At 49.2% G+C, this 25636-nt stretch carries 20 protein-coding genes; 15 read left to right on the forward strand and 5 right to left on the reverse strand.

The genetic code is table 11. From position 1 onward, the window contains the following. Window positions 1-18: 18 nt before the first annotated feature. The 6 genes from hfq (at window position 19) to CLC91_RS01270 (ending at window position 5351) form a co-directional block, all read left to right on the forward strand. Window positions 19-279, forward strand: a complete 261-nt coding sequence (hfq, locus tag CLC91_RS01245) for an RNA chaperone Hfq (protein ID WP_095497134.1) — start codon at window positions 19-21, stop codon at window positions 277-279. A gap of 50 nt (window positions 280-329) precedes the next feature. Continuing rightward, window positions 330-1640 (forward strand): ribosome rescue GTPase HflX, encoded by a 1311-nt coding sequence (gene hflX / locus CLC91_RS01250; protein WP_095497135.1) that lies wholly within the window; start codon window positions 330-332, stop codon window positions 1638-1640. 40 nt (window positions 1641-1680) lie between these two features. Then, entirely contained in the window at window positions 1681-2838 is a 1158-nt protein-coding gene (hflK, locus tag CLC91_RS01255) for an FtsH protease activity modulator HflK (RefSeq protein ID WP_095497136.1), read from the forward strand. A gap of 3 nt (window positions 2839-2841) precedes the next feature. Continuing rightward, complete coding sequence (gene hflC / locus CLC91_RS01260) at window positions 2842-3735, forward strand: protease modulator HflC (RefSeq protein ID WP_095497137.1); 894 nt, start codon at window positions 2842-2844, stop codon at window positions 3733-3735. 62 nt (window positions 3736-3797) lie between these two features. Further along, window positions 3798-3986: a DUF2065 domain-containing protein gene (locus CLC91_RS01265; RefSeq protein ID WP_095499853.1), complete on the forward strand. Its 189-nt coding sequence runs from the start codon at window positions 3798-3800 to the stop codon at window positions 3984-3986. A gap of 66 nt (window positions 3987-4052) precedes the next feature. Continuing rightward, window positions 4053-5351 carry an adenylosuccinate synthase gene (locus CLC91_RS01270; RefSeq protein WP_095499854.1) on the forward strand — a complete coding sequence of 433 codons (1299 nt, stop codon included), beginning with the start codon at window positions 4053-4055 and terminating at the stop codon, window positions 5349-5351. A 163-nt stretch (window positions 5352-5514) separates the two neighbouring features. Here the strand turns inward: CLC91_RS01270 and CLC91_RS01275 are convergent, their stop codons facing one another. Next, window positions 5515-7335: a DUF885 domain-containing protein gene (locus CLC91_RS01275; RefSeq protein ID WP_095499855.1), complete on the reverse strand. Its 1821-nt coding sequence runs from the start codon at window positions 7333-7335 to the stop codon at window positions 5515-5517. Window positions 7336-7482: 147 nt separating this feature from the next. Here CLC91_RS01275 and rnr point away from each other — a divergent pair, with 147 nt between their 5' ends. Together rnr and rlmB are read left to right on the forward strand one after the other, a co-directional pair. After that, window positions 7483-9894: a ribonuclease R gene (rnr, locus tag CLC91_RS01280; RefSeq protein WP_095499856.1), complete on the forward strand. Its 2412-nt coding sequence runs from the start codon at window positions 7483-7485 to the stop codon at window positions 9892-9894. A 28-nt stretch (window positions 9895-9922) separates the two neighbouring features. Beyond that, window positions 9923-10660 carry a 23S rRNA (guanosine(2251)-2'-O)-methyltransferase RlmB gene (gene rlmB / locus CLC91_RS01285; protein ID WP_095499857.1) on the forward strand — a complete coding sequence of 246 codons (738 nt, stop codon included), beginning with the start codon at window positions 9923-9925 and terminating at the stop codon, window positions 10658-10660. A 34-nt stretch (window positions 10661-10694) separates the two neighbouring features. Here the strand turns inward: rlmB and CLC91_RS01290 are convergent, their stop codons facing one another. Next, complete coding sequence (locus CLC91_RS01290; RefSeq protein ID WP_095497143.1) at window positions 10695-11438, reverse strand: DUF481 domain-containing protein; 744 nt, start codon at window positions 11436-11438, stop codon at window positions 10695-10697. Window positions 11439-11685: 247 nt separating this feature from the next. Between CLC91_RS01290 and rpsF the strand changes: the two genes are divergently transcribed. The 7 genes from rpsF (at window position 11686) to CLC91_RS01325 (ending at window position 21849) form a co-directional block, all read left to right on the forward strand. Further along, entirely contained in the window at window positions 11686-12081 is a 396-nt protein-coding gene (gene rpsF, locus CLC91_RS01295) for a 30S ribosomal protein S6 (protein WP_095497144.1), read from the forward strand. A gap of 8 nt (window positions 12082-12089) precedes the next feature. Next, complete coding sequence (gene priB / locus CLC91_RS01300) at window positions 12090-12398, forward strand: primosomal replication protein N (RefSeq protein WP_095497145.1); 309 nt, start codon at window positions 12090-12092, stop codon at window positions 12396-12398. An 11-nt stretch (window positions 12399-12409) separates the two neighbouring features. Further along, entirely contained in the window at window positions 12410-12637 is a 228-nt protein-coding gene (rpsR, locus tag CLC91_RS01305; protein WP_095497146.1) for a 30S ribosomal protein S18, read from the forward strand. A gap of 40 nt (window positions 12638-12677) precedes the next feature. Further along, the gene (rplI, locus tag CLC91_RS01310; RefSeq protein ID WP_095497147.1) at window positions 12678-13127 is read left to right on the forward strand and encodes a 50S ribosomal protein L9; all 450 of its coding nucleotides are present in this window, start codon (window positions 12678-12680) and stop codon (window positions 13125-13127) included. Between the two features lie 126 nt (window positions 13128-13253). Beyond that, the gene (locus tag CLC91_RS01315; protein WP_332888998.1) at window positions 13254-14195 is read left to right on the forward strand and encodes a L,D-transpeptidase family protein; all 942 of its coding nucleotides are present in this window, start codon (window positions 13254-13256) and stop codon (window positions 14193-14195) included. A gap of 305 nt (window positions 14196-14500) precedes the next feature. Further along, window positions 14501-17443, forward strand: coding sequence for a TonB-dependent receptor (locus CLC91_RS01320; protein WP_095497148.1), 2943 nt, complete (start codon window positions 14501-14503; stop codon window positions 17441-17443). Window positions 17444-17520: 77 nt separating this feature from the next. Continuing rightward, entirely contained in the window at window positions 17521-21849 is a 4329-nt protein-coding gene (locus tag CLC91_RS01325) for an alpha-1,6-glucosidase domain-containing protein (protein WP_095499859.1), read from the forward strand. 146 nt (window positions 21850-21995) lie between these two features. On the opposite strand, the gene CLC91_RS01330 is transcribed toward CLC91_RS01325, so the two are convergent. From CLC91_RS01330 to CLC91_RS01340, 3 genes are all read right to left on the reverse strand, one after another. Further along, a complete protein-coding gene (locus tag CLC91_RS01330; RefSeq protein WP_095497150.1) occupies window positions 21996-22262 on the reverse strand; it encodes an Lpp/OprI family alanine-zipper lipoprotein in 267 nt (88 codons plus the stop codon). A gap of 160 nt (window positions 22263-22422) precedes the next feature. Continuing rightward, on the reverse strand, window positions 22423-23238 hold the full coding sequence (locus CLC91_RS01335) for a hypothetical protein (protein ID WP_095499860.1): 816 nt from the start codon (window positions 23236-23238) through the stop codon (window positions 22423-22425). 128 nt (window positions 23239-23366) lie between these two features. Further along, complete coding sequence (locus tag CLC91_RS01340; protein WP_095499861.1) at window positions 23367-25562, reverse strand: S46 family peptidase; 2196 nt, start codon at window positions 25560-25562, stop codon at window positions 23367-23369. Between the last annotated feature and the right edge of the window lie 74 nt (window positions 25563-25636).

Here is a 25636-nt window from a genome sequence, read left to right on the forward strand (position 1 = left end):
ATTTAAGGAACTAAGAAAATGGCAAAAGGGCAATCTCTACAAGACCCGTTTTTAAACGCTTTGCGTCGCGAACGAGTTCCTGTTTCTATCTATCTAGTAAACGGAATTAAACTTCAGGGACAAATCGAATCGTTCGACCAATTCGTTATTTTGCTGAAAAACACCGTTAGTCAAATGGTTTATAAGCACGCAATTTCTACTGTGGTGCCAGCTCGTCCGTTTAGCGTCCAAAGCCAGCCAGCTGGTCAAGGTGCTGACGAATCTAACGGAAACCACTAATCTGATAAACACGGAACGTTTTTAGCCCAAACTATTAGGAGCGAAAACGCTTGTTTGATCGTCATGAGGGCGGCGAAAATGCCGTCCTTGTTCATATCGACTTTTCTGACGAAAGCGACCGCGAAGATCTCAAAGAACTGGAATTATTAGTTCAATCCGCAGGCGTTACTGCGGTGAGTGTCGTTGGTGGCAGTAGAAAATCACCTCACCCGAAATACTACGTTGGATCTGGTAAAGCTGAAGAAATCGCGGCAACGGTAAAAGCAACTGATGCCGATGTGGTGATATTTAATCATGCGCTCAGTCCAGCTCAAGAACGTAATCTTGAGAGCGTGTGTCATTGCAGGGTGTTGGATCGTACGACACTCATTTTGGATATTTTTGCTCAACGTGCGCGCACCCACGAAGGTAAGCTGCAAGTTGAACTGGCTCAGTTACGCCATTTGTCCACTCGACTGGTTCGAGGCTGGACTCACTTGGAGCGCCAAAAAGGCGGTATTGGTCTGCGTGGGCCCGGAGAAACCCAGCTTGAAACCGACAGACGTTTGCTGCGAGAGCGAATTAAATCGATCCAAAAGCGCTTAGATAAAGTATCTAAACAACGAGGACAAAGCCGTCGCGCCAGACAACGTAAGGAAATTCCAACCTTGTCTCTGGTGGGCTATACCAATGCCGGCAAGTCGACTTTGTTTAATGCCATCACCAACAGTGAGGTGTACGCCGCAGACCAATTGTTTGCGACGCTCGACCCTACCTTAAGACGGGTGGAGCTTGAGGACGTAGGTCCGTGTATTTTGGCGGATACGGTTGGATTCATTCGTCATTTGCCCCACGATTTGGTGGCGGCATTTAAGGCGACATTGTTGGAAACTCGGGAAGCAGACATCTTATTGCATGTTATTGATGCTGCCGATGCCAACATGGGCGAGAACATGCATTCTGTTCAAGTGGTGCTTGAAGAGTTAGATGCAGAAGAGATACCGCAACTGTTAATTTGCAATAAAATTGACCTAATGGATGAAGTTAAGCCTAAAATTGATTATGACGATCAAGGTTTACCAATCCGGGTTTGGGTTTCGGCTCAACAAGGATTAGGCTTAGAGCTGATCGAGCAGGCATTAACTGAGCGGCTAGGGCAAGCAATCAAAACCATCGAATTGCTGGTGCCTCCGTCACACAGTCAGGTTATTGGACGATTCATGAATTTGGATATCGTTCAACAACAGAACTATGATGAACAAGGGAACTGTTCGGTGACGATTCGTTTGCCAGACATGGAGTGGCAACGATTGCTAAAGCAAAGTGATGGAATGCTACAAGACTTTATCCAGACCTCTGAGACTGATAAAGTAACTGATTGATAATTTATAAATTTCACATTTCCACGTATTGGAGTATTGAATGGCTTGGAATGAGCCCGGCAACAAGGGAAATGACCCTTGGGGAAGCGGCGGTGGTAATAAGAATCAAGGACCACCGGATTTAGACGATATTTTTCGAAACTTAGCCAAAAAATTTGGTGGCGGTAAAGGCGGCTCGGGCCGCAATTCCGGCAGCAACATTGGCGGCCTTGGCGTGGTGGTGCTGTTTGTTCTCGCCGCGGTTATTTGGGGTGCTTCAGGTTTCTACACCATCCAAGAAGCAGAGCGCGGCGTGGTTCTTCGCTTCGGTCAATACATCGAGGAAACTGGGCCAGGTCTCGGTTGGCGTCCAACCTTTGTTGATGAAGTCATTCCTGTGAACGTCAGTCGAGTAGCCAGTATTCCGGCCAACGGCAGCATGCTGACCGAAGACGAAAACGTAGTGCGGGTTGAAATGGAAGTTCAATACCGAATCACCGATGCCTATCGTTATCTGTTTAGCGTTACCGACGCCAACGAAAGTTTGAGCGAAGCCTTGGATTCGGCGCTGAGATACGTGATTGGTCATACCGAGATGGATGACATTCTCACCACCGGTCGTGAAAAGGTTCGCCAAGATACCCGAACTGAACTTGAGCGCATCATTGAACCTTATAACCTTGGTTTAACCGTAACCGACGTCAACTTTAAGGCGGCTCGTCCACCGGAAGAAGTGAAAGACGCGTTCGATGACGCCATTGCAGCACAAGAAGATGAAGAGCGTTTTGTTCGTGAAGCGGAAGCTTATGCTCGTGAGCGCGAGCCGAAAGCTCGTGGTACCGTGAAGCGTATGGAGCAAGAAGCCAATGCTTACAAACAACGGGTGATTTTGGAAGCTGAAGGTAAGGTGGCACGCTTTGAGAAGCTACTGCCTGAATATCAAGCGGCACCAAAGGTAACTCGCGATCGTTTGTACATTGAAGCGATGGCGAAAGTATATGGTAACACCAGCAAAGTCTTGCTTGATAACAGCGAAGGCGCTGGCGGCAACCTAATGTACTTACCGCTCGATAAAATGATGAATAATCAACAGTCGACCATGCAAATGATGCCGAATATGGGCAACGTGCAACAGCCTGTCAGCAATGTTGGCCAAAACTCGACCGTGAACAGCACCAGCACACGTGGTATGCGCGGTGATCGTCAGGGGAGAAACTAAGTTATGAATCCAGCAAGAATTATTATCATCGCTATCATACTTGGGCTTGGTCTGAACTCGTTGTTCGTGGTTAATGAAGGTGAACGCGCGGTTGTGACCCGTTTCTCCAAGTTAATTGAAGATCAAGACGGTGCTCGAGTTTACACACCGGGAATCCATTTTAAGATTCCAGCGATCGACCACGTGCGTATTATGGATGCGCGCATTCAAACGCTAGATGGTCAGCCAGACCGCTTTGTCACGAGCGAGAAAAAAGACTTAATCGTCGACTCGTTTGTAAAGTGGCGCATTCGTGATTTCCGTCAGTTCTACTTATCCACCAACGGCGGTAACAAGCTAACAGCTGAAGCCCTGTTGCAAAGTAAGATCAATAACGGACTTCGCAGTGAGTTTGGTTCACGCACCATTAAAGACATCGTTTCTGGTAGCCGTGACGAGCTTCAAGAGGAAGCGCTAAGCTCGGCCTCTGAAAGTGCCACCGACTTGGGAATTGAAGTTGTGGATGTGCGGGTTAAGCAAATTAACTTACCTCGTGAAGTTAGTAACTCGATCTTCCAGCGGATGCGTGCTGAGCGCCAAGCAGTGGCGAAGGAGCATCGCTCTCAAGGTAAAGAGAAAGCCGAAGTGATTCGTGCTGAAATCGACGCTCGCATTACCGTAATGATTGCAGATGCACAACGACAAGCCTTAACCACCCGCGGTCAAGGGGATGCGGAATCTGCCAACATTTATGCAAGTGCTTATCAGAAAGACCAAGAGTTCTTTGCTTTCTTACGCTCAATGGACGCTTACCAAGAGTCCTTCAACAGTAAGCAGGATGTGATGTTGGTTTCTCCTGAAGGCGACTTCTTCCGCTTTATGAAGAACAGCGATGGTAGTCTGTCATCTAACAAGTAATTGCGAATAGCGAATCAAAGCCCGGAACTTAACCGTCCGGGCTTTTTTATTGAGGTAAAATCATGGCTCAAAATTATTGGATACTCGCCACTGGGCTGGTGCTCATCATTGAAGGAATTGGCCCCATGTTGTTTCCAAACAAGTGGCGTGGCATGATTCAACAAATCGCGGAAATGGATACCAACGGCCTACGTCGTTTTGGTGGCGTTTTGGTGGTTAGTGGCGCCTGTATATTGTTCATTTTTTCCTAAAAGCGGTGGAAAAAACTCGCTTTCTTCTGCTAAACTCCCGTTTTAATTCCTAGCGTGCAGCGAAAAATGGGCAAAAATGTAGTGGTGCTCGGTACCCAATGGGGTGACGAGGGTAAAGGAAAAGTAGTTGATCTGTTAACCGATCAAGCAAAGTATGTGGTTCGTTATCAAGGCGGCCATAATGCGGGACACACCTTAGTGATTGAAGGTGAGAAAACCGTACTTCACTTAATTCCATCAGGTATTCTTCGTTCCAACGTAAAATGCATCATCGGCAACGGTGTTGTATTGTCTCCAGAAGCCTTACTTAAAGAAATTGCCATGCTTAAAGAGCGTGGTGTACCGGTTGAAGAGCGTTTGCTTATTTCTGAAGCCTGTCCGTTAATTCTGCCATTTCACGTTGCCATTGATATGGCCAGAGAACGTGCCCGTGGTAACAAAGCCATTGGCACCACTGGACGTGGTATTGGACCAGCATACGAAGACAAAGTCAGTCGTCGCGGTTTGCGCGTAGGCGATCTATTCAACCCCGAGTTATTTGCAGAAAAGCTTAAAGAAGTGATGACCTATCATAACTTTATGCTGACTGAATTCCATGGCGAAGAAGCGGTGGATTATCAAAAGACTTTGGATGACGCATTGGCCATTGCCGACACACTCAAAGCTATGGTTGCCGATGTCACTGAATTGCTTGATCAAGCTCGCCGTAATGGTGATGCCATCATGTTTGAAGGTGCTCAAGGCACGTTATTGGATATTGATCACGGTACGTACCCCTACGTTACCTCGTCGAATACCACCGCTGGTGGTGTAGCCACAGGCTCAGGCTTTGGCCCACGTCATCTGGATTACGTTTTAGGTATTATTAAAGCCTACACCACGCGTGTTGGCGCAGGACCGTTTCCGACCGAGCTGGATAATGAAATTGGCGAGCACTTGGGTGTTAAAGGCCATGAGTTTGGCGCCACCACCGGCCGTAAGCGCCGTCCAGGCTGGTTAGATGCCGTGGCCATGCGCCGCGCCGTGCAAATTAACAGCATATCCGGCTTCTGTTTGACCAAACTGGACGTATTGGACGGCTTAGAGCAAGTGGGCATCTGCGTAGGCTACAAGTACCCAGATGGCTCAGTAGCAACCGTACCGCCAATGGCCGCAGAAGGCTATGAGCAGGTTGAACCTGTATATGAGTACATGCCGGGCTGGAGTGAAAACACCTTCGGTGTTACCGAGTTTGACGCATTGCCGCAGCAAGCGCGTGACTACATTAAGCGCATCGAAGAGCTACTGGAAACTCCAGTAGACATCATCTCAACCGGCCCCGATCGCGTTGAAACCATGATATTGCGCCACCCATTCGCAAGCTAAGCAAACAGCTCGAACCAAAAAAGGAGAACTTACGTTCTCCTTTTTTATTACCCAAGCTTCCATTGGGGACGTACCCCACTACCCGAAAGTATATCGGGGACGTACCCCTGTTCAGCGGGGACGTACCCTTTTAGCTGAAAGTATATTGGGGTACGTCCCTTTGCTACTTTTGGCTATCGACCCAAGCTTGCATTTTGGCTTCTAGGATTTTTAGAGGCATGGCGCCATCCACCAAGATTTGGCGGTGGAACTCGCGCACGTCAAACTTATCACCCAATTGCTGCTGTGCGTTTTCGCGCATCTTTTGCAATGAGATGCGGCCAATCATGTAACCAAGCGCCTGTCCTGGGATTGCCATGTAACGCTCAACCTCTGCCACCACGTCGGTCTCGGATATGGGTGAGTTCGATTGCATGAACTCAATCGCTTGTTCGCGCGTCCAGCCCTTTGCGTGTAAGCCGGTATCCACCACTAGCCGGTTTGCCCGCCAAATTTGCGCATACAGCATGCCGAAGTATTGGTAGGGGTCGGTGTACATGCCAAGCTCGAGGCCAAGCGTTTCTGCATATAAGCCCCAACCTTCAATGTAAGCGGTATAACCACCGTAGCGTCTAAATGCCGGCAAGTTACCCGCTTCTTGGTTTATGGATACTTGGAAGTGATGGCCGGGAGAGGCTTCGTGAATCGATAAGGTTTCCATGAACCACTTAGGTCGTGACTTCAGATCATAGGTGTTGGCGTAGAATACACCTGGGCGCTTCCCATCTGGAGAGCCTCGGTAATACTGAGCCGCCGCGGAAGATTGCTCGCGAAACGGCTCAATCGCTTTGATGACGTAGTTGGTTTTAGGTTGAACGTTAAACAACTTGTCTAAGGTGGGGTCGATTTTATCTCGAAGCGCCTCGTAGCCCGCAATCATTTCTTCAGGCGTATCCCAATAGAATTTCGGGTCGGTTTCTAAGTATTCGAAAAAGGCTGGCATGTCGCCGTCGAACTTAACTTGGGCTTTGACCTTCTTCATTTCGTTGAATAACCGTTGCGCTTCTTTTAAGCCAATTTCATGAATTTCTTCAGCGGTTAAATCGGTAGTGGTATTTTGCTTAACCAAGTAGCGATACAAGTCTTTGCCATTTGGAATGGCACCAATGCCGTCGGTATCGCGAGTTTTAGGTAAGTAGTCTTTCTCGATAAACTCGGCTAAACGGGCATAAGCAGGTAACACTTGCTGCTCGATAATAGCTTTATAGCTGTCGGTTAAGCGTTTTTTATCGGCATCGCTAAAGGATTCCGGCAGCTTAGTAATAGGGCCCCAAAACAAGCTGGTTTCAGCGGAATCAGCGGCTAAAGTTTGCACCTGTGGCAGCAGTTTTTGGGCAAGCACGGTAGGCAGCACCGCGCCGCTATTGGCACCCTCACGCATCTTAGCGATAACACGGTCAACATAAGGGGCAAAGCCGGAGATTCGCTTGTTCCAGTTGTCATAATCTTCCACTGTTGCAAAAGGTTGCCCCAACATGCCGTTGCTCATTTGTGGCAGGTACATAGGACCACCGCCAAACTGGGTCAGCGGCATTAATTCTTGGGTAGCATTAGCGCCGGAATCTTGCCCTTCTTTCCACATCTGCATGTTATAAGAAAAGATTTGATAGCTGATTTTATCTTGGCCAGAAAGCTTGCTTTCATCGATGGCTTGAATCGCGGCCAAGTATTTGAGGTTCATGGCCTCAACTTTGGCGTCATGCTCCTTGGTACCGGCATCGCCCCATTGATCGTTAAAACGCATATCGCCACGCATGGTGGCAACAATTGGGTTGAGCTCGAGGGTATCAGCTTCGTGATCAGCAAACAGCTGGTTAAGTTTTTGGCTCTCTGATAGCTGGGATTGTTCTTGTGCGGCGGTGCTGGCCGAAACGACTTCAGCGGCGTGAACGCTACCAAACTGGCAGATAACGGCCAACGCAACCGGGGCGAGAAGGGCTTTCATGGTTATTCCTTTGTTATTTTTGTAATCCGCTCATTACTATAGCGAGCCTATTTCACAGGTCAATCAGCAAAAAATCGCCGCCGTCATATCACTAACTGCCTCTTTTGCCTTATAATTGAGCTTTCCTACCCGCTAAGCCGAGAGCATATGAGCAAAGATCCCCATTTCGATCGTGAGCAACAAAAGTATCAAAACCCCATTCCTAGCCGAGAATTCATTCTCGATCTTCTTCGCAGCCAATCCGCGCCGATGAACCGTGAGCAAATCGGTATCTCGTTAGCGCTTACCGACGAAGAGCAGTGGGAAGGGTTGCGACGTCGCTTGCGCGCTATGGAGCGAGATGGTCAGCTGATATTTACCCGCGCCAAAAGCTATGCGCTGCCGGAGCGGATGGATATGATCATAGGCACAGTGCTGGGTCATAAAGACGGCTTCGGCTTTTTGCGTCCCGAAGAAGACGGCCAAGACTTATTCATATCGAACCGCTGCATGGCTAAGTACTTTCACGGCGACAAGGTCATGGCGCAACCCATTGGCCATGATAAACGCGGCCGCCAAGAAGTTCGCTTGGTCAGGCTGCTTGAGCCCAGAAAAGCCGCCATCGTGGGGCGCTACCACACTCAGGGCAGCATCGCCTTTATCACGCCGCAAGATAAGCGCATTCCGCAAGATATTATTATCGAGAAAGGGGCGGCAAACGGCGCTAACCCCGGTGACATTTGCGTGGTGGAAATTCGAGAGCGGCCAACCCACTTTATGGCAGCCAAAGGCGAAGTAGTTGAGGTGCTTGGGCAACAAAATGCACCGGGCATGGAAATTGACATTGCCCTGCGTAATTTCGATCTGCCGCATCAATGGAATACCCGCATTGACCGCCAACTACGAAAGCTTGGCGACGAGGTCAGCGAAACCGATAAAGGCAATCGCCAAGACCTGCGTCATTTGCCGTTTGTCACCATCGACGGCAGCGATGCTCGCGATTTCGATGACGCGGTTTATGCCGAGAAAAAGCGCAGCGGTTGGCGCTTGTGGGTCGCCATTGCCGATGTCAGCCACTACGTTAAAAAAGGCTCAGCGCTGGATGAGGAAGCCATAGCCCGCGGCAATTCGGTGTATTTCCCATCGCAAGTGATTCCAATGCTGCCGGAAAAATTATCCAATGGCTTATGCTCGCTGAAACCTAAAGTGGACCGGCTGGCGATGGTGTGTGAAATGACCATTACCGCTCAAGGCAAACTGTCGGGCTTTAAGTTCTACCCCGCGGTCATTCATTCCCATGCGCGGCTGATATACGAGCAAGTTGCGCAGGCGCTCACCGAGGGCAGCACAAACCAAGACCTGCAAGCCGTTTTGCCACATTTACATGTACTGCAAGACCTGTATCTTGCCTTGGTGACTGCTCGGGAAGAGCGCGGCGCAATCGCCTTTGAAACTGAAGAAACCCAGTTTATTTTTAATGACGAGCGCAAAATTGAAGCCATTGTGCCCCGCAGTCGCAATCAAGCTCATAAAATCATTGAAGAGTGCATGATTGTCGCAAACGTCGCAGCTGCGCGCTTTGTTAAACGCCATAAAGCGGAAACCTTATATCGAGTCCATCAGCCGCCTTCAGAAACTAAGCTCAGCAGCTTTAGAGAGTTCGTTAACGAGCGCGGCCTTAATTTGGGTGGCGGTGAAGAGCCAACTCCGGCCGATTATTCTGAATTGCTTGAGCGCATTAAGGGCCGCGACGATGCCGAGCTTATCCAAATCATGCTGTTACGCAGCATGAGTCAAGCCATATACTCGGCCGACAATGACGGCCACTTTGGTTTGGCACTGGAGCAATATGCCCACTTTACCTCACCCATTAGGCGTTATCCTGATTTGCAGCTGCACAGAACCATTCGCTATTTGGTTAACCGAGAAGCCGCTCAGAAAGCCGGTAAAGCGCTCACTGAAAACTGGACGAGAGACGGCGGCTACCTGTATCAAATCGAAGAGCTCGACGAGTTAGGTTTGCAATGTTCAACCACAGAACGCCGTGCCGATGACGCCACTCGCGAAGTCTCAGATTGGCTAAAGTGTGAGTATATGCAAGCCCACATAGGGGATGAGTTTGAGGCGGTGATAGCCTCGGTCACCAGCTTTGGCTTTTTTGCTCGCCTTAAAGGCTTATTCATTGACGGGCTGGTGCACGTCTCCAGTTTGGCCAACGATTACTACCGATTCGATTCTGGTCGACAAATGTTGGTGGGTGAAAGCCAGGCCCGCAGTTATCGCATTGGTGATACTGTGTCGGTGAAAATCGCTGCGGTCAACCTAGACGATAAGCAAATCGACATGGTGCTCACCGACAACGCCAAAGCTAAGGCGAGCAAGGGCCGAACCAGCAACACCGGTAACAAAACCGGCTCAATTCGAGCGCAACTGCGAAAAGGCAATTTTGGCAAATCCAGCAGTTCAACAAAGAAACGTCGCAGCTCGACGGGAAAAGGCAGCTATAAGTCCGCCTCAAAGCCGGCTAAGCCCTCTAAATCTAAGTCCTCTAAATCTAAGTCATCTAAACGGCGCAAATAAGCGACGTAAATAAAAGAGTTAAACAGTTATGAGTAAGCAACAATGGGTATTTGGTCTTCATGCAATTCAAGCGATTTTAGAAAGACAGCCCGAGCAAGTGATAGAGCTATGGTGCTTAAAAGGACGCCAAGACGAACGAGTAAACCAGCTCATCGACTTAGCCAGCCAATTTGGCATTCCCATGCAACAAGCGGCTCGAAAAACCTTGGATGATAAAGCAGGCTCAAGCCAGCATCAGGGCGTTATCGCTCGAATAAAAGAAGCCAAGCCACTTAATGAGAACGACCTAGACCTCATCATCAAGCAAACCGATAAGCCGCTGTTACTGATTCTAGATGGCGTAACCGATCCCCATAATCTTGGCGCTTGTTTACGCAATGCCGACGCCGCGGGCGTCGCTGCGGTTATAGTGCCAAAAGACAAATCGGTAGGCATTACGCCAACGGTTCGCAAAGTGGCGGTGGGTGCTGCTGAAGTGGTGCCGCTGGTGGCGGTGACTAACTTAGCGAGAACCATGCGCCACTTGCAACAGCAAGGCGTGTGGATTGTGGGGGCCGCTGGAGAAGCCGATTGCGATCTATATCAAGCCGACCTAAAAGGGCCATTGGCCATTGCTATGGGTGCTGAAGGTAAAGGACTGCGCCGTCTTTCTCGAGAAAGCTGTGACACTTTAGTGTCCATTCCTATGCTGGGCAGCGTGTCGAGCTTAAACGTGTCCGTGGCAACCGGTATTTGTTTGTTTGAAGCGCTGCGACAACGACGCTAGAGCCAGTTACTCAACGCGATTTACTGAACGCGAGTTATTCAAAGGTATACAACAAATTAATGGTGGTGACGGTGTCGGTTCTTTTACTGTCCGCTGGAACCACCTTATTGTGTCTGACGAATAGTCCCACTTTTAATGCCCAGTCTCTAAAGAACAAGTTTTTATAGCTCAAATCGAGCGTGGTTACGGTGTTTTCCTGACCCACCTCAGTGGTTAGGTCGGCGTTTAAGGTGGTGTATTGTTGCAGCTTTTGCTCAAACTTAGACGCCGCACGGAAAATGATTTCTCGGGTCGGGTGTGGATCCGGCACTTCGGTACTCACATTTGGCAAAGAGTAACGATAACCGGGACCGGCTTCAAAGCTCAGTTTTGATTTGCGGGTCTTAATGGCGTCAAAACCGTAACCGGTCGATACAATGTATTGTTTGGTAAACGAGCCGAAGGTATCCCAACTTAGATCGCCACGACCATACAAATAGTCGCCATCGGAAAACTTGTGATCCGACTGAAATTGAACCTGATACTGTTCAGCGGTGGTTTTTTCTGAGTCCGAGGCAAAGTAGGCTCGCAAGTTGCCTTCTTGCTTGTTGTCGTCGGTTTCATAAATGAGCTTGGTGCGACCATTGACCGATGATGCGGTGGTGTTACCCGATGTGACCTGCAAGCCAAACTCAACCTCGGCACTGAAAGGAGTTTCTGGATCCTCATATTCAGGGGGCACGATAGCCCACGCTGGAGTGGCAACAAGGATTAAAGGTAACAGGCAACGCAGTTTCATTTATTAGCTTTAGTATTCACTGATGTATCAGGTTTAAGACAGCTGGCTATAATACTTCACTCAACACCAAAGTAAAACGCCAACCAGTGGGAAATTAACCGCTAAATCTGCGTGAATAGCGCTTGAACTTGCTGGCGCTTTTCTGTACTATTCGCCGCTTGAATCAGTCACACATCTTTTGTTCCTTGCCTCTTAGCGGTCTGACTGAACCCAGAACGAGGCTGATTAACCCGTAAGGAGCTTTTAAATGCGTCATTACGAAATCGTATTTATGGTTCACCCTGACCAGAGTGAACAAGTACCTGGCATGATCGAGCGTTACACCGGCATCATCACTGAAGCTGGCGGTACTATCCATCGCTTGGAAGACTGGGGTCGTCGCCAACTGGCTTATCCTATCGACAAGCTGCACAAGGCCCACTACGTTCTGCTTAACGCAGAAGCAACTTCAGAATCTATCGCTGAATTGGAAACTGCTTTCCGTTTCAACGATGCAGTATTGCGCAACATGGTTATCCGTGCAAAAGACGCAGTAACTGAAGCTTCTCCTATGGCTAAAGCCAAAGAAGAGCGTGAAAGCCGCCGTCCTGCTCCACAGCAAGACAAGCCTGCAGCAACCACTGAAGAAGCGAGCGCTGAGTAAGTTTTTACGTGACCACTAATCATCTGCTTATTGTCGGCACCATAGCGTCAGCCCCAAGGCAAGTAACCAGTGCAGCGGGAATTCCCCACACAGTGTTGCAACTTGAGCATCGCAGTGAGCAACAACAAGCAGGCTTGAATCGACAGGTTTTTTGTCCGATTAGAGTAGTGGTAAGCGGCAAGCATCTACAAGGTGCCTGCGCAAAACTGACATCAGGCTGTAATGTGAAGGTGCAAGGTTTTCTCGCTTGGCAACAAGCTCGAGATGGCAATGGCAAACTCATGTTACACGCAGATTCTATAGAATTGATAAGTTAGGAGACTAACCCATGGCACGTTATTTTCGTCGTCGCAAGTTCTGTCGTTTCACCGCTGAAGGTGTTACTCAGATCGATTACAAAGACATCGCTACTTTGAAGAACTACATCACAGAGAGCGGTAAAATCGTACCGAGTCGTATCACTGGTACTAGCGCTAAATACCAGCGCCAGCTAGCCACTGCAATCAAGCGTGCTCGTTACTTAGCTCTGTTGCCTTACACTGACTTACATAAGTAAGCCGGTAAGCAATTCATAACTGAATTTAAGAGGAAAAGTAATGAACATTATTTTGCTTGATAAAATCGCAAACCTTGGTGGCCTAGGTGACCAAGTTTCTGTAAAAGCTGGCTACGCTCGTAACTTCCTTTTGCCACAAGGCAAAGCGGTAGTTGCTACCAAAGCTAACGTAGAAGTATTCGAAGCTCGTCGCGCTGAATTAGAAGCCAAAATGGCTGAAGAATTAGCTGCTGCTGAAGCTCGTGCGGCTAAGTTAGCTGCTCTAGAAGGCGTTTCAATCGCTTCTAAAGCTGGTGACGAAGGCAAACTATTCGGCTCTATCGGTACTCGCGATATCGCTGAAGCAGTTTCTGCTGCTGGTGAAGAATTGGCTAAGTCTGAAGTTCGTCTACCAAACGGTGCTCTACGCAACGTTGGTGAGTTCGAAGTTGACGTCCAATTGCACACTGAAGTTAAAGCCGTTGTTAAAGTAAGCATTGTAGCTGAATAATAACGATTTTAATGACAGTAAAAAGACACCGCCGTAAGGCGGTGTTTTTTTATGGATATCGCTCACTTTGTTGTGGCGTTGGCTTAGGGTAAAATTAGCCCATTAAAGATACGTGAGGTCAGTCAATTGACGTTTAGAGTGCTATTTATTGCCCTGCTGATGATAACCAGCAGTGTGCAGGCTAATCCATATCCTCTGCCGGACGATGGCAGTCGCTTGGTTGGGCGTTTGCAGTATCACCAAGTGATCCATGGTCAGCATCTTGCTCAAATTGGCAACATGTATAATGTTGGGCTGATTGCGTTAATGGAAGCCAATCCGGGTGTGGATCCGTTTTTGCCAAAAGCGGGCACCATGCTGACCATTCCAACGCAGGCCTTGTTGCCGGATGTGGCCCACAAAGGCATTGTTATCAATTTAGCCGAGTTAAGGCTGTATTTCTTCGAGCCTAAAACCAACAAGGTGCACATATTCCCGATTGGTATCGGTCGAGTGGGTCGCGAAACCCCTGAAATGGCTACCACCATTTCAATGCGCATTCCAAACCCGTCTTGGACGCCTACCAAAGGCATTCGAGCCGATCATCTAGAGCGTACCGGTGAGGTTCTGCCTCCTATGGTCGCGGGCGGCTCTCCTGATAATCCATTGGGCTTATACGCGCTAAAGCTTGCTTATGGCGATGGCAGCTATTTAATTCACGGCACGAATAAAGACTTTGGCATTGGTATGCGGGTAAGCTCCGGATGCATACGTATGAATCCTGCCGATATTGAGTGGATTTTTGATAAAGTTCGCAAGGGAACACCGGTTCGCGTGATCAATCAAACCGTTAAGGCGGCACGAGAGCCCGATGGCAAACTCATTATTGAAGTGCACTCGCCGCTCACCGAGCAGGAAGGCGATAGCGTCAGTCGTAAAATCGACTTCAGCCCTAAAGTTCGCTCGCTACTTGCAGAGTCGGATGTGGATTCCCGTCAGCTCAAGCAAGAGCTTGAAGCGCAATTGGGTATACCGGTGAGGCTTAATATTCGCGCCCAACTGTCCGCCGTAGAGGCTAACGCTCACTAATACGAGACTGCTAAGCCATTTTTACTCGCCGAGCCCATTGCAGCTCGGCGTTTTTATCTCTCCTTTTAGAATTCCTTCTAATACCCTAAAAAGCCCGCTATAGCGTCGTTTTAGCGATGTTTTGCAAGGCTATTTATCGCTCAATATGTTAATGCATTGTTGTGAATACGTATGCATAAAGTTGTGGCAAAAAAACAACCGTGCTTAACATAGATAAAATAACAAACCCACGAAATCGGTTAATTTGGTTGTATAAGTGGTTTTTGGGTTACTAAAAAAAGCGGTAACTACACAAGGGGATAAGGATGCCACAATTCAAACCCAGCGTCCTAGCCATAGCTCTCGCAGCTGCAGGCTTAGGTGGGGCGTTTGTCTCGAATAGCGCCTTTGCACAAGACCAACAAGACCAACAAGAACAAGAGCAAACTCAGGTTCAGCAACAAAATGTCGTAGAAGAAGTGGAGCAGCAGCCTACCGAAGCAGATGACTCCATTGAACGAATTGAGGTGAAAGGGTACAGCCGAAGCCTTATCGATTCCATTAACGCTAAGCGCTATGAAGATACGGTATCGGAGCAACTCAGCGCCGATGACTTAGGCTCTCTTCCTGATGTGTCCATTGCCGATGCACTTACGCGTTTGCCTGGTATTTCGGCGGTTCGAACCGGCGGTCAGGCGGCTGAAATTAACATTCGAGGTATGTCCGGTGGCTTTGTTTTCTCTACTTTAAATGGCCGTGAACAGGTATCCACCAGTGGCAGCCGCAGCATTGAATTCGATCAATACCCTACTGAACTCATTACCTCAGGTGCGGTATATAAGTCACCAAAAGCGTCGTTGATTGAAGGCGGTGTGGCCGGTACGGTTGAACTTAAAACCGCCAGCCCCCTCGCCAATGATAAAGCCCACACCTTTACCGCTAACGTTCGCGGCATGTATAACGATCGCGCTGGAGAAGTTTATGGTGCCGATGAATATGGCTCTCGAGTTAGCTTCTCTTATCAAGGTAAATACTTAGAAGATACCCTAGGGGTTGCTGTGGGTTACGCTCGACTAGACCAACCCAGTGTAGCGACTCAATTTATTGGTTTATATTACAACGGCAATAAAGACGTTGATGGCAAGCCAAACGACACCGATGGCCCAGCCGATAACCCCGCCAATGAGTACATCAGTGAAGGCTTTGAACTTCAGCACTTAGGCGGTAAAGAAGAGCGAAACGGTTACATGGGTGCCATTGAATGGGCGCCAGTGGATAACTTCGTTCTTAAAGCCGATGCGTTTGTCTCCCGCTTTGACTCGGAAGCCTTTGCCCGAGGCTTTCGGGTCAAACTTGGCGGACCGTCAGCCGCCGTTTCTAATCCGGTGATTGATGGTAATGCGGTTATTGGCGGTAACTTTAACCGCACCAGTCAAAGCTTTACTCGGGTCGAAATCGTTAACGACGACAACCGCGATTACGATGAAGTGGACAGCTATGGCGTTAACGCCAATTGGCATGTGACCGATCGCTTAACTGTTAATGCCGACGTGTCGTTATCGAAGGCTAAAAGTGATTTTCGAAACGGCTTACTTTGGTCTAACGTCGCAGAAGACGCCACCATCGATAATCCTGTGTTTGATACCAATGTCTCGATTAACTATTTGCTGAATGGCTTAGATTTACCCGACGTAGGCTTTAACCAAGCCGCCGCGTTCTCAGACATAGACCGGGTAATGGTCAGTAAATACGGTATTTATCCGTACGTCAACGAAGACGAAGTTAAAGCTTATCGTCTCGACTTTGCTTATGAATTGGATTTTGGTTTCTTAAGCTCAGTTGAGTTTGGTGCTCGTTATTCCGACCGCACCTACTCGAACGACCGCTCAGTGTTCGAATACGGCAACGATGGCGCTTTCTCGAGCAGCGAGCCTCCATTACGACTCACTGATGATATGGCCACCGTGGTGGATTGGGAAGGCGATTTTGGCTATTTCCCATCTTACTTAGCCATTGACTTAAACTCGGCACTTAATGCCTGGTTCCCCAATGGGGTGCCACAACCTGTGCAAACTTGGGGTAACGCCGATGGCGTAACTGACCCACAAGGTTATACCACCAACTATTCCTGGTCGGTATTGCAAAGTGGTGAAGTGTACGAAAAAGTATTGTCGGCTTATTTAATGTTTAACATTAATGCCGAATTGGGCTCACTGCCGCTTACCGGTAACTTTGGGGTGCGCCGCGTCGATACTGACCAATCGGCTACCTTATTGGAAAACGTCGGCGGCGATGCCACCCTTGGCGCGCAATACATTGTCGATGAAATTGGCATTATCAATGACTTGTACGCTCCTACCATCAAAGGTGACAAGTACACCGACTATTTACCGTCGGTTAACTTAAACCTTGGCGTAACCGAAAACAGCCAAGTGCGTTTTGCTGCGGCTAAAGTGATGTCACGACCACCTATTAACCGGTTAGCCGGTGACGCCAGCGCTACCGTAAGTGACGACGGTAAGATTAATGGTTCCAGTACCAATAACCCATTCCTGAAGCCTTTCTACGCCGATCAATTTGATTTGTCGTACGAATACTACATGGAAGATGGCATTGTGGTTGCCGCGGTGTTCTACAAGAACATTGATTCATTCATCGACACCATTGCCATTGATGGATTCGACTTTAAAGGCAATGGATTCAACGTACCAGATTACATTGTAGACCCCACCAGTGGTGAGCAAATTGAAACCACCAACGGTGTCTATACCACGGCCGTGAACAACGCAGAAGGCGGTTACATTCGCGGCGTAGAATTGGCTTATACGCAGGTGTTTACAGGCTTGCCTGGCGCGTTCTCGGGGCTTGGTTTTAACGCCAACTACTCGTTCACTCAATCGGAAGTAGAGTCTAAGACCGACCTCGGTGGTGAAACGGTTACCCAGTCGCTACCTGGACTTTCTGAAAACGTAGCCAGCGCAACCTTATTCTATAACTACGCTGGGTTTGACGCCCGAGTCAGTGCACGCTATCGCGATGACTTTGTGTCAGAGCAGGTTGCGGTAAACGAGCAGGTAGTGAACTTTGATGGTGAAACCGTAGTGGATTTCCAATCGTCTTATCAAATCACCGATTACCTAGGCGTGTTGTTCCAGGTTAATAACCTAACCGATGAACCCACTAAGAGTTATTTTGGTAATCCATCCCGCACCGGTACCTTGCAGTACTTTGGTAGAGAATATTTTCTTGGTGTGACAGTTAATTTGTAAAGGTTATAAAAACTATGAAAAACAATAACTTTACAAATCTTAATTGCGCGCTAATCCATTAATTAGGAGAACGACTCATGACGAGCCTATCTCACACTAGCAAATTGGCGTTTATCGCCCTAGGCCTCGCCGCCATCAGCGGTTGTGGCGACTCTTCGGAGCCTGGAGAACAACTGTTAACCTGTGCGGTACCTATGGTGCCCGATGCCAGCGGTACCATGTGTGTAGCGCCAGAGCCTATTAGTTGTCCGGCGCCAACGGTACCGGATGAAAAGAACGAACAATGCATTGTGGGTGCCGACCCAACCTTGCCGGACCCTGTATTTACGCCAGCCGACGGCCAAGCGGTGCTTTATTATAATCGCCCAATGGACGCCAGTAACTCTCCGAGCGATCCAGTCTACGACGGCTACCGTTTGCACACCTGGAACGACGAAAGCTGTGATGCATACGCGCCACCTTTTGATGCCACCGATTGGGCTAACGGTCATCAGTTCGATGGTATTGATCCAAACTATGGCGCTTATTGGATTTTGGATCTAAAAGACGGTTACAGCGATTGTGCTAACTTCATTATTCACATTGGTACTGAGGGCTCAGGTAAAGCCTTAGGTGATGTGGACTTGAAGATGCCACTGATGCAAGACGACGAAACCTTCGTTCGTATGAACTTTACCCTTCATGGTGAGCCGTCGGTTTTCGAATACCCAATTTTAAATCTTGGTGCGCAACCTCTGTCCATTAGCGGCAGCGCAGCGCATTGGTTAGATGCCGATACCCTGCTGTGGGATCAAGACGACAGTGGCATTAGTGAAGTGAAATTACACTACTCGATGGCCGCCGATCTTGAAGTGGAAACCGAGCCGGATCGCATTGTAAACGGCGAATCCGTCAGCTTAATGGCGGTGGAGTTAACCGATGAGCAAAAAGCGCGGGTGCCTCACATTGGCCACTGGAAAGCTTACTCCACTGGACTGGCTCACGAGCAAGCCAAGAAGGTCGCCAAATCACAATTGGTGGTTGCGGCTTACGATGGCGAGAACATGCCCGTAGCGGCGACCCGTGTGCAACACGCTAAAGCGCTGGATCATTTATACACCAGCGGCGAAGCCGATGCCGACGAAGCGCCGTTAGGGGTTGTATATGATGGCGATAACATTCATGTGTCGGTTTGGGCGCCTACGGCTCAAAGCGTTAACTTGAAAGTGTATGACGCTGATAAAAATGAAACCAGCAGCCAAGCCATGACGGAAGATACCGCCACCGGTATATGGAGTTACAGCGGCACTGCCAGTCTTGATCGTCAATACTATCGCTTTGAAGTCACCGTCTATCATCCAGTGACCGACAGCATTGAAGTGATTGAAGCCACCGACCCATACTCGCTAAACGTATCGGCCAACGGTCGCTACAGTCAGTTCGTTAACCTTGATGATGACGATTTGAAGCCGGAAGGTTGGGATGGGCACATGGTGCCTACCATCGCCAAGGCGGAAGACGCGGTTATTTACGAGGGACACGTTCGCGATTTCAGTGCTCGAGATGAAAGCACCATGGGCGAATATCGTGGCAAGTATATGGCCTTTACTCAGTCCGATAGCGCACCGGTAATGCACCTACAACAACTTGCCGCTGCCGGTTTGACCCATTTCCACGTATTGCCAGTGACCGATATGGCCACGGTCAATGAAATGGCTGATGAGCGTGTCGATATTCAAGACAACCTAGGCAAGCTGTGCGACATGATTGACGACAATGCAGCGGCTTGTATCACACAAGATAAAAGCGCCAGCATTATCAGCATTCTTGAGCAAGCGCTGCCGGGTTCGAAAGACGCCCAAGAGCTAGTGAATGCGATGCGTGGCATGGATAGTTTCAATTGGGGCTACGATCCGCAACACTTCATAGCGCCAGAGGGCAGTTATGCCACCAATGCCGACGGTGTTGAGCGCATTATCGAATTGCGTGCCATGAACCAAGCCTTGCATGAAATGGGCTTACGAGTGGTGTTGGATGTTGTGTATAACCACACCAGCTCATCCGGTTTATGGGATAACTCGGTGTTGGATAAATTGGTACCGGGCTACTACCACAGATATAACGAAGAAAGCGGTGATATTGAGCGCTCAACTTGTTGTGAAAATACAGCGACAGAGCATCGCATGATGGACAGATTCGTCGCCGACTCTATGGTGATTTTGGCGCAGCAATACGGCTTCGATGGTTTTCGCTTCGACGTCATGGGGCACATGCCTAAGTCCACCATATTGGCCGCTCGCGACGCTGTTCAAGCGGTTGATCCAGATAACTATTTCTACGGTGAAGGCTGGAACTTTGGTGAAGTAGCTGATAACCGTTTGTTTGAGCAAGCGACTCAAGCCAACATGGCTGGCAGCGAAGTGGGTACCTTCAACGACCGCATCCGTGAAGCGGTACGCCAAGGTAACTTATTTGCGGAGGAAGAGTCTGACGGACGCTTGCGTGACCAAGATACCTTGCGCTTGTCGATGGCGGGCAACCTGGCCAACTACGTGTTAAAAGACGTAAATGGCAATTCCGCCAGCGGCTCAAGCTTTAGCTGGAATAGCCAGCCAACTGCTTATGCGCTGGATCCGGCCGACTCCATTAACTACGTGTCTAAGCACGACAATGAAACTTTGTGGGATCAATTAAGCTACAGCCACCCGGTTGGCCGCAGTTTAGAAGATCGCGTTCGCATTCAGCATGTGGCTGCTACCTTGCCGCTGTTAAGCCAAGGCATCCCGTTCTTGCAAATGGGTGGCGACTTGATGCGCTCTAAGTCGATGGATCGCAACAGCTACGACTCCGGCGACTGGTTTAACTATGTCGACTTTACTAAAAACAGCAACAACTGGAATGTGGGTTTACCCCTAGCTCAAGATAATCAGAGCAAGTGGGATCAAATCAGCGGCATCTCAGCGAACCCGCTAGCCGCGGCATCCATGAGCGAGATTGAGTGGGTGTCTACACTGTTCCAAGAAATCTTAAGCATTCGCCGTGATAGCCCGTTATTGCGCCTAGCAGATGAGCAGCAAATCATAGACCGTTTAGGATTCCACAACGTAGGTAAGCGCCAAACCCAAGGGCTGATTGTGATGAGCCTTGATGACGGCTTGGGCTTACAAGACCTCGATCCTATGGTTGACGCCATGGTGGTTGTGGTTAATGCCAGCCATCAAGAGCAAAGCCATACCGTACCTACGGCCATGGGTTTTGAATTGCACTCGCTGCTCGCCAACTCTTTGGACAATCGGGTTCGCTTGGCAAGCTTTAGCGACGGTGAAGGCGAGGGAACCTTTGTGGTGCCAGCGCTGACAACCGCCGTATTTGTTAAACCGCAAATGGGCGACCAAGGTGAAGGCCTGTCGGCCAATGCCACCGTTGGCGCGCCGGATGTGGTGCCCTTTGGTAGTACCGAGGTACTGGTTCGTGGCTCCATGAACGGTTGGGGCGAGAGCGATGTGATGACCTACGTGGGCGGCGGCGAATACCGTATTGCCATTACCTTAGCGGCGGGTGATTACGAGTTTAAAGTGGCCTCCGCGGATTGGAGTACGGTTGATTTTGGTGCGCTGTCAGCCGATGTGGCCATGGTTGATGAAGGCGTAGAAGAAATGCTTGCCCGCTCTGGCGCGAATATGACCTTCACCGCCAGTATGGACGCTACCTATGTGTTCTCACTGGACGCCAGCGATACCTCACAACCGGTATTACGCATCTATAACGAAGAGCCGTTTGTTGGCACCGCGGTATACCTGCGCGGTAGCTTGAATGGCTGGGGTACAGCCGATGAGCTTAGCTACATAGGCGGCGGCATGTACCGGGTTGATGTTATGCTGGCCGCGGGTGACTATGAGTTTAAGGTTGCATCGGAAGATTGGTCTACGGTGGACTTTGGTTCCGGTGAATCCGACGCTGCTGTTGAGCAAGGGTTACCAGAGCTGCTGGCTGTGTCAGGGGCTAACATGACCTTCACTGCCAGCGAAGAACGCAGCTATGCCTTCATCTTTGACGCCTCTAACCTCAATGAGCCAACGTTAGCCATTTACCCATCAGAAATGTTTGGCGCGAATATGGTTTACATACGTGGCAGCATGAACGGTTGGGGCGAGGTGGACTTGCTCAGCTACCAAGGTCTGTCTACCTATGAGGTTGAGATTGATCTGGCGGCGGGCGACCACGAGTTTAAAATCGCCACTGGCGATTGGTCGACGGTGGATCTCGGAGCGCTCACTGGTGAAGAAGAAGTACAACTGGGGAGCTCACAAATGCTCGCCGGTGCCGGTGCCAACTTGAAGATAATGGGGGCCGAGGCTGGAACTTATCGCTTCAGTGTAAGCGGACCGGATCCAAGTGCGGTGAAACTGACAGTAACCAAACTGTAGTAGACTCTTAACCAAAAAATACCGTCCTAATTGGACGGTATTTTTTTATGGGTAGCTCGCGCTTAAACTGAACCCAAAAATAAAGGCGTAACCTTGTGGCTACGCCTTTATTCCGTTAACTGTGTTCGCGATGGGTCGCGAATGGATTACTTTTTGTAACCGCTAGCAACGTTATCAACACGCTCGTTGGCGCGGGCAGCTTCTTGCTGAGCTTCCATTGCAGCAGATTTTGCTGCATTAACGTCAGAGCGTAGAGACGCGTGCTCAGATTTAAGCGCGTTTACTTCTGAAGTTAGAGCGTCAACTTTGTCGTTCAAGCTAGCTACGCTTGACTCTAGGTTTTGGGTGTTAGCACAACCGGTTAGCATGGCGGCCATGGCAACGCCTGCAACAGTGATTAGTTTTTTGTTCATGCGAATATCCTTTATGCAATATATTATGCTCAGCAATTATTCTCGCTAAAAAGCGGAATAACCGTTTAAGTATGTCATAAATTTTAATAACTTCATCATTTAAATACAGAAAAATAGCGATTTTCGTCAAATTCTGTTGTTAAGGGCGCCATTTTCGACATTAATCGTGGCTAATCGTGGTCAAATGGGCGCCATCACCGCTTTCGTTTTCAGTTACTATGATTTGATAATGCTTACCCGGCATCAGGTTTTGGGCGTCGAAATTGGCTAAATTGTTTTCTGGATTGGCAAAATCCGGAGCCAAACTGTGATCCGTTACTATGATGGCGTCATTACCTGGGTCGGCGGTTACTCGGGTCAAATAGCCGCGGTTACCAAAGGTCAGTTGGTCGCCAATTTTACTGCGAATGCCGTGCACGAAATAAGCATCCACCACCAAATTTTCGCCCGGCCCATAGGCATGAACTACGCTGATGGCAAACTGGTCGCTTTGTAGCGGCTGGTCAAGCTCATCCAGATTGGGCGCCTCGAAAATGGCGGCACTCAAACTAAAGTCTTGATGACTTAACAAGATGACTTGCTTAGCTTCACCGTTGTTAAGAGTATCGCTTAAGCTGGCCAGCTCATCGCCACCGTTACTGTCTACTATGGATACATTAAGCCTTGATGGGTCGTCTTTATTGGCCGCCAATTGATTCCAATTCACATTGGCTTGAGTGACCCCCATAAATTCAACATTGGTAATTAACCCATCTAAATTTTGACTGGCGGCATCGGACACCACACTGCCGCCTAAGTTAATACTGCCACTGTAACCGGTATTGGTGTCGCTTCTGGCGCTGTTGATTAAGGTGATATTAGCAACATGAGCAACAACATCATCGCCCGGGGGAGGTGGGGTGGTACTGTCGTCATCGCTTTTACTGCAGCCAAGCAATGTAAGCGCCAGTGTCAAAGGTATCAGCCATAACTTCATGATGATTCTCGGTCGTTGAGAGGGTTGTTGGATAAGTGTAGTTGAAGCACAGAGGCTTGTAGGGACATTAGCAACAAAAAAGCCAATCGATTTTTTTTCGATTGGCTTTGATTTCTGAGGAGGTTGAGCTATTTAACCAGCTCAAGCTCGTCAATCAGGTTTTGGGCGTTATCCACCTTATCCATCATCCACAACACATAGCGAATATCGACGTGAATGGCGCGGGTAATTTCTTCATTGAAGTACCAATCTTTGGTAATGGCTTCGTAGGTGGAGTCGAAGTTAAGACCCACCAACTCACCGTCGCCGTTAAGAATGGGCGAGCCTGAATTGCCGCCGGTGGTATCGACACTGCTTAAGAAGTTAACCGGTACCGAATTAAAGGGCGGTTGCTGGCTATCACAGCTTATGAAACGGCATAAAAAGCTTTGTTTTTGCGGGTATAGCTCGCTGACCATGTGCTCACCATAGTCTTTGGCTTTAATTGCATCCAGTAGCTTTTTAGGCGCGTTAAACGGCTCCACATCGGTGTTTTTAGCAAGGATCCCTTCAAGCTTGGTAAAGGGCTGTTTATACAGAGCATCCGCCGACATGTAGCCGTCTACCGTGCCGTAGGATATGCGCAAGGTGCGATTGGCGTCTGGATACACAGGTTTATTGTTTTCTTTGTTGAAGGCGATAATAGCTTGCATGTATGCGGGGCGCGCTTTCGACAATTCGCCCCACACGGTTTTTTCGCGCTTCTCTTGCTCATTGGTCACCGGATACAAGGCGACGGCTAAACGAATGAAAGGATCGGCGCTTTGTTGAAACGCTTGTACCGGTTTGTTCATCCAGTCTAAGCGAGTGTTGCTGTCCGACAGTCTGGTAAGGGTGTACATGGCCTGCAATCGCTCTTCAAGCGGCTTGTCGTCCCCTTCCGCTAGCATGGCGTCGAGCTCGGCTACGCGGTGCGGTTGGTTCTGATAGGCTTCCAGCTCCATGAGCCACAGGGCTTTGTCCATCGACGCGTCATAACTGGTGTCCAGCCTTTTTAAGCGGGCGACAAACATTTTCTCGTCCCGCTGTTGGAAGCCAGGCTCACGCTCGGCATCGGGTTTTTGTTGCTCAATGGCCCAGCGGTATAAATTGGCGGCGGTTTTTAGCATGGCGCTGTTTTGGGCGTTATCGAAAAACAAGTTGGTTTGCTGGCGTTCGCGTTTGTCGGCCAGCAGCTTTTCTAGTTGAGCCACGTCATCCAGCACCGCAGGCGCATTGGTTTTGGCCCAGTCGCTAAAGGCTTGCTGCTGTTGCTCTTTGATGCCGACAATGTCAGTGGCCTTAAAGCCGTCCATTAAGCCGTTTAGCTTTTTCATGCGGTTAGCGGTACTGGCCACTTGGCCGGCGTATTTAATGGCCAGAGCTTCGTTGTCAAAGCTCATGCGATCAATAATGTCTAACTGCTTTTGATAGTGATTGGCTTGCTGCGGGTATAACCACTCTTTGGCGAACTTAAGCTCACTGGCTCGGCGGTATCGTTGGGTTGCACCTGGGTATCCCGCCACTAAGACGCCGTCACCGGCTTTCACACCCTTGGCGTTGATTTTAAGAAAGCTTTTTGGGGTGTAGGGGACGTTATCTTCAGCGTACGCTGCAGGCTTGCCATCTTTGCCCACATAAGCGCGTAGGAAGGTAAAGTCGCCAGCGTGACGCGGGTACTCGTAGTTGTCGATGTCGCCACCAAATGCGCCAACACCCATCGGCGGAGCGTACACTAAGCGTACATCACGAATGATCAGTTGCTTAATTAAGTAGTATTCTAGGCCCGAATGAAAACTGGACACCGCACAGCGGTAGTTTTCGTCGGATTCGCATTCCTTAATCAGCGCTTTGCGATTATCTTGAATGGCGTAGTAGCGTTTTAGTGGCTCGCTGGGCAGATTCTCGGTCACTTGTTTGCTAACATCGGTAACAGATTCGGTGATGTATAAGCGCTCGCTAGGGCCGGCGTGTACCTCGTCGGCTAAGGTGTTGGCCAAAAAGCCGTCTTGAATGTAATTGTGCTGCTGGCGCGAGTTGTATTGAATGGCACGGTAAGCGCAATGGTGATTGGTGACAACCAAGCCTTTAGGTGAAACAAAACTGGCGGTACAATAGCCCAAGCCTACAACCGCATTCATTGGGTACTGACTTAAATCGGCTAAATCATTGGCTGCAATGCGGATGCCGGATTGCTTTAATTGGTCTGCAATTTCAGGCATTTGATGCGGCTGCCACTGACCTTCGTTGGCGTGGGCCGAGGTTGCGACCAATAACAGTGAAGCGAAACAAAGCGCTTTGCGCATAACGGGTCCTTATCGTTGTCGTTTTTTATGGACCGACATTTAACCACATTTTTGCCCCAATTGGGCCAGTAGAA

This window comes from Paraferrimonas haliotis (assembly GCF_002282895.1).
Classification (GTDB): domain Bacteria; phylum Pseudomonadota; class Gammaproteobacteria; order Enterobacterales; family Shewanellaceae; genus Paraferrimonas; species Paraferrimonas haliotis.

What these genes read in the sequence shown, in the direction of transcription:
- CLC91_RS01290 (WP_095497143.1), bottom strand. Translation starts at nt 11,438, where the DNA reads ATGAAACTGCGTTGCCTGTTACCTTTAATCCTTGTTGCCACTCCAGCG.
- CLC91_RS01275 (WP_095499855.1), bottom strand. Translation starts at nt 7,335, where the DNA reads ATGAAAGCCCTTCTCGCCCCGGTTGCGTTGGCCGTTATCTGCCAGTTT.
- hflK (WP_095497136.1), top strand. Translation starts at nt 1,681, where the DNA reads ATGGCTTGGAATGAGCCCGGCAACAAGGGAAATGACCCTTGGGGAAGC.
- hflC (WP_095497137.1), top strand. Translation starts at nt 2,842, where the DNA reads ATGAATCCAGCAAGAATTATTATCATCGCTATCATACTTGGGCTTGGT.
- CLC91_RS01325 (WP_095499859.1), top strand. Translation starts at nt 17,521, where the DNA reads ATGACGAGCCTATCTCACACTAGCAAATTGGCGTTTATCGCCCTAGGC.
- CLC91_RS01330 (WP_095497150.1), bottom strand. Translation starts at nt 22,262, where the DNA reads ATGAACAAAAAACTAATCACTGTTGCAGGCGTTGCCATGGCCGCCATG.
- rlmB (WP_095499857.1), top strand. Translation starts at nt 9,923, where the DNA reads ATGAGTAAGCAACAATGGGTATTTGGTCTTCATGCAATTCAAGCGATT.
- rpsR (WP_095497146.1), top strand. Translation starts at nt 12,410, where the DNA reads ATGGCACGTTATTTTCGTCGTCGCAAGTTCTGTCGTTTCACCGCTGAA.
- rnr (WP_095499856.1), top strand. Translation starts at nt 7,483, where the DNA reads ATGAGCAAAGATCCCCATTTCGATCGTGAGCAACAAAAGTATCAAAAC.
- rpsF (WP_095497144.1), top strand. Translation starts at nt 11,686, where the DNA reads ATGCGTCATTACGAAATCGTATTTATGGTTCACCCTGACCAGAGTGAA.
- CLC91_RS01340 (WP_095499861.1), bottom strand. Translation starts at nt 25,562, where the DNA reads ATGCGCAAAGCGCTTTGTTTCGCTTCACTGTTATTGGTCGCAACCTCG.
- CLC91_RS01265 (WP_095499853.1), top strand. Translation starts at nt 3,798, where the DNA reads ATGGCTCAAAATTATTGGATACTCGCCACTGGGCTGGTGCTCATCATT.
- CLC91_RS01320 (WP_095497148.1), top strand. Translation starts at nt 14,501, where the DNA reads ATGCCACAATTCAAACCCAGCGTCCTAGCCATAGCTCTCGCAGCTGCA.
- CLC91_RS01335 (WP_095499860.1), bottom strand. Translation starts at nt 23,238, where the DNA reads ATGAAGTTATGGCTGATACCTTTGACACTGGCGCTTACATTGCTTGGC.
- CLC91_RS01270 (WP_095499854.1), top strand. Translation starts at nt 4,053, where the DNA reads ATGGGCAAAAATGTAGTGGTGCTCGGTACCCAATGGGGTGACGAGGGT.
- hfq (WP_095497134.1), top strand. Translation starts at nt 19, where the DNA reads ATGGCAAAAGGGCAATCTCTACAAGACCCGTTTTTAAACGCTTTGCGT.
- rplI (WP_095497147.1), top strand. Translation starts at nt 12,678, where the DNA reads ATGAACATTATTTTGCTTGATAAAATCGCAAACCTTGGTGGCCTAGGT.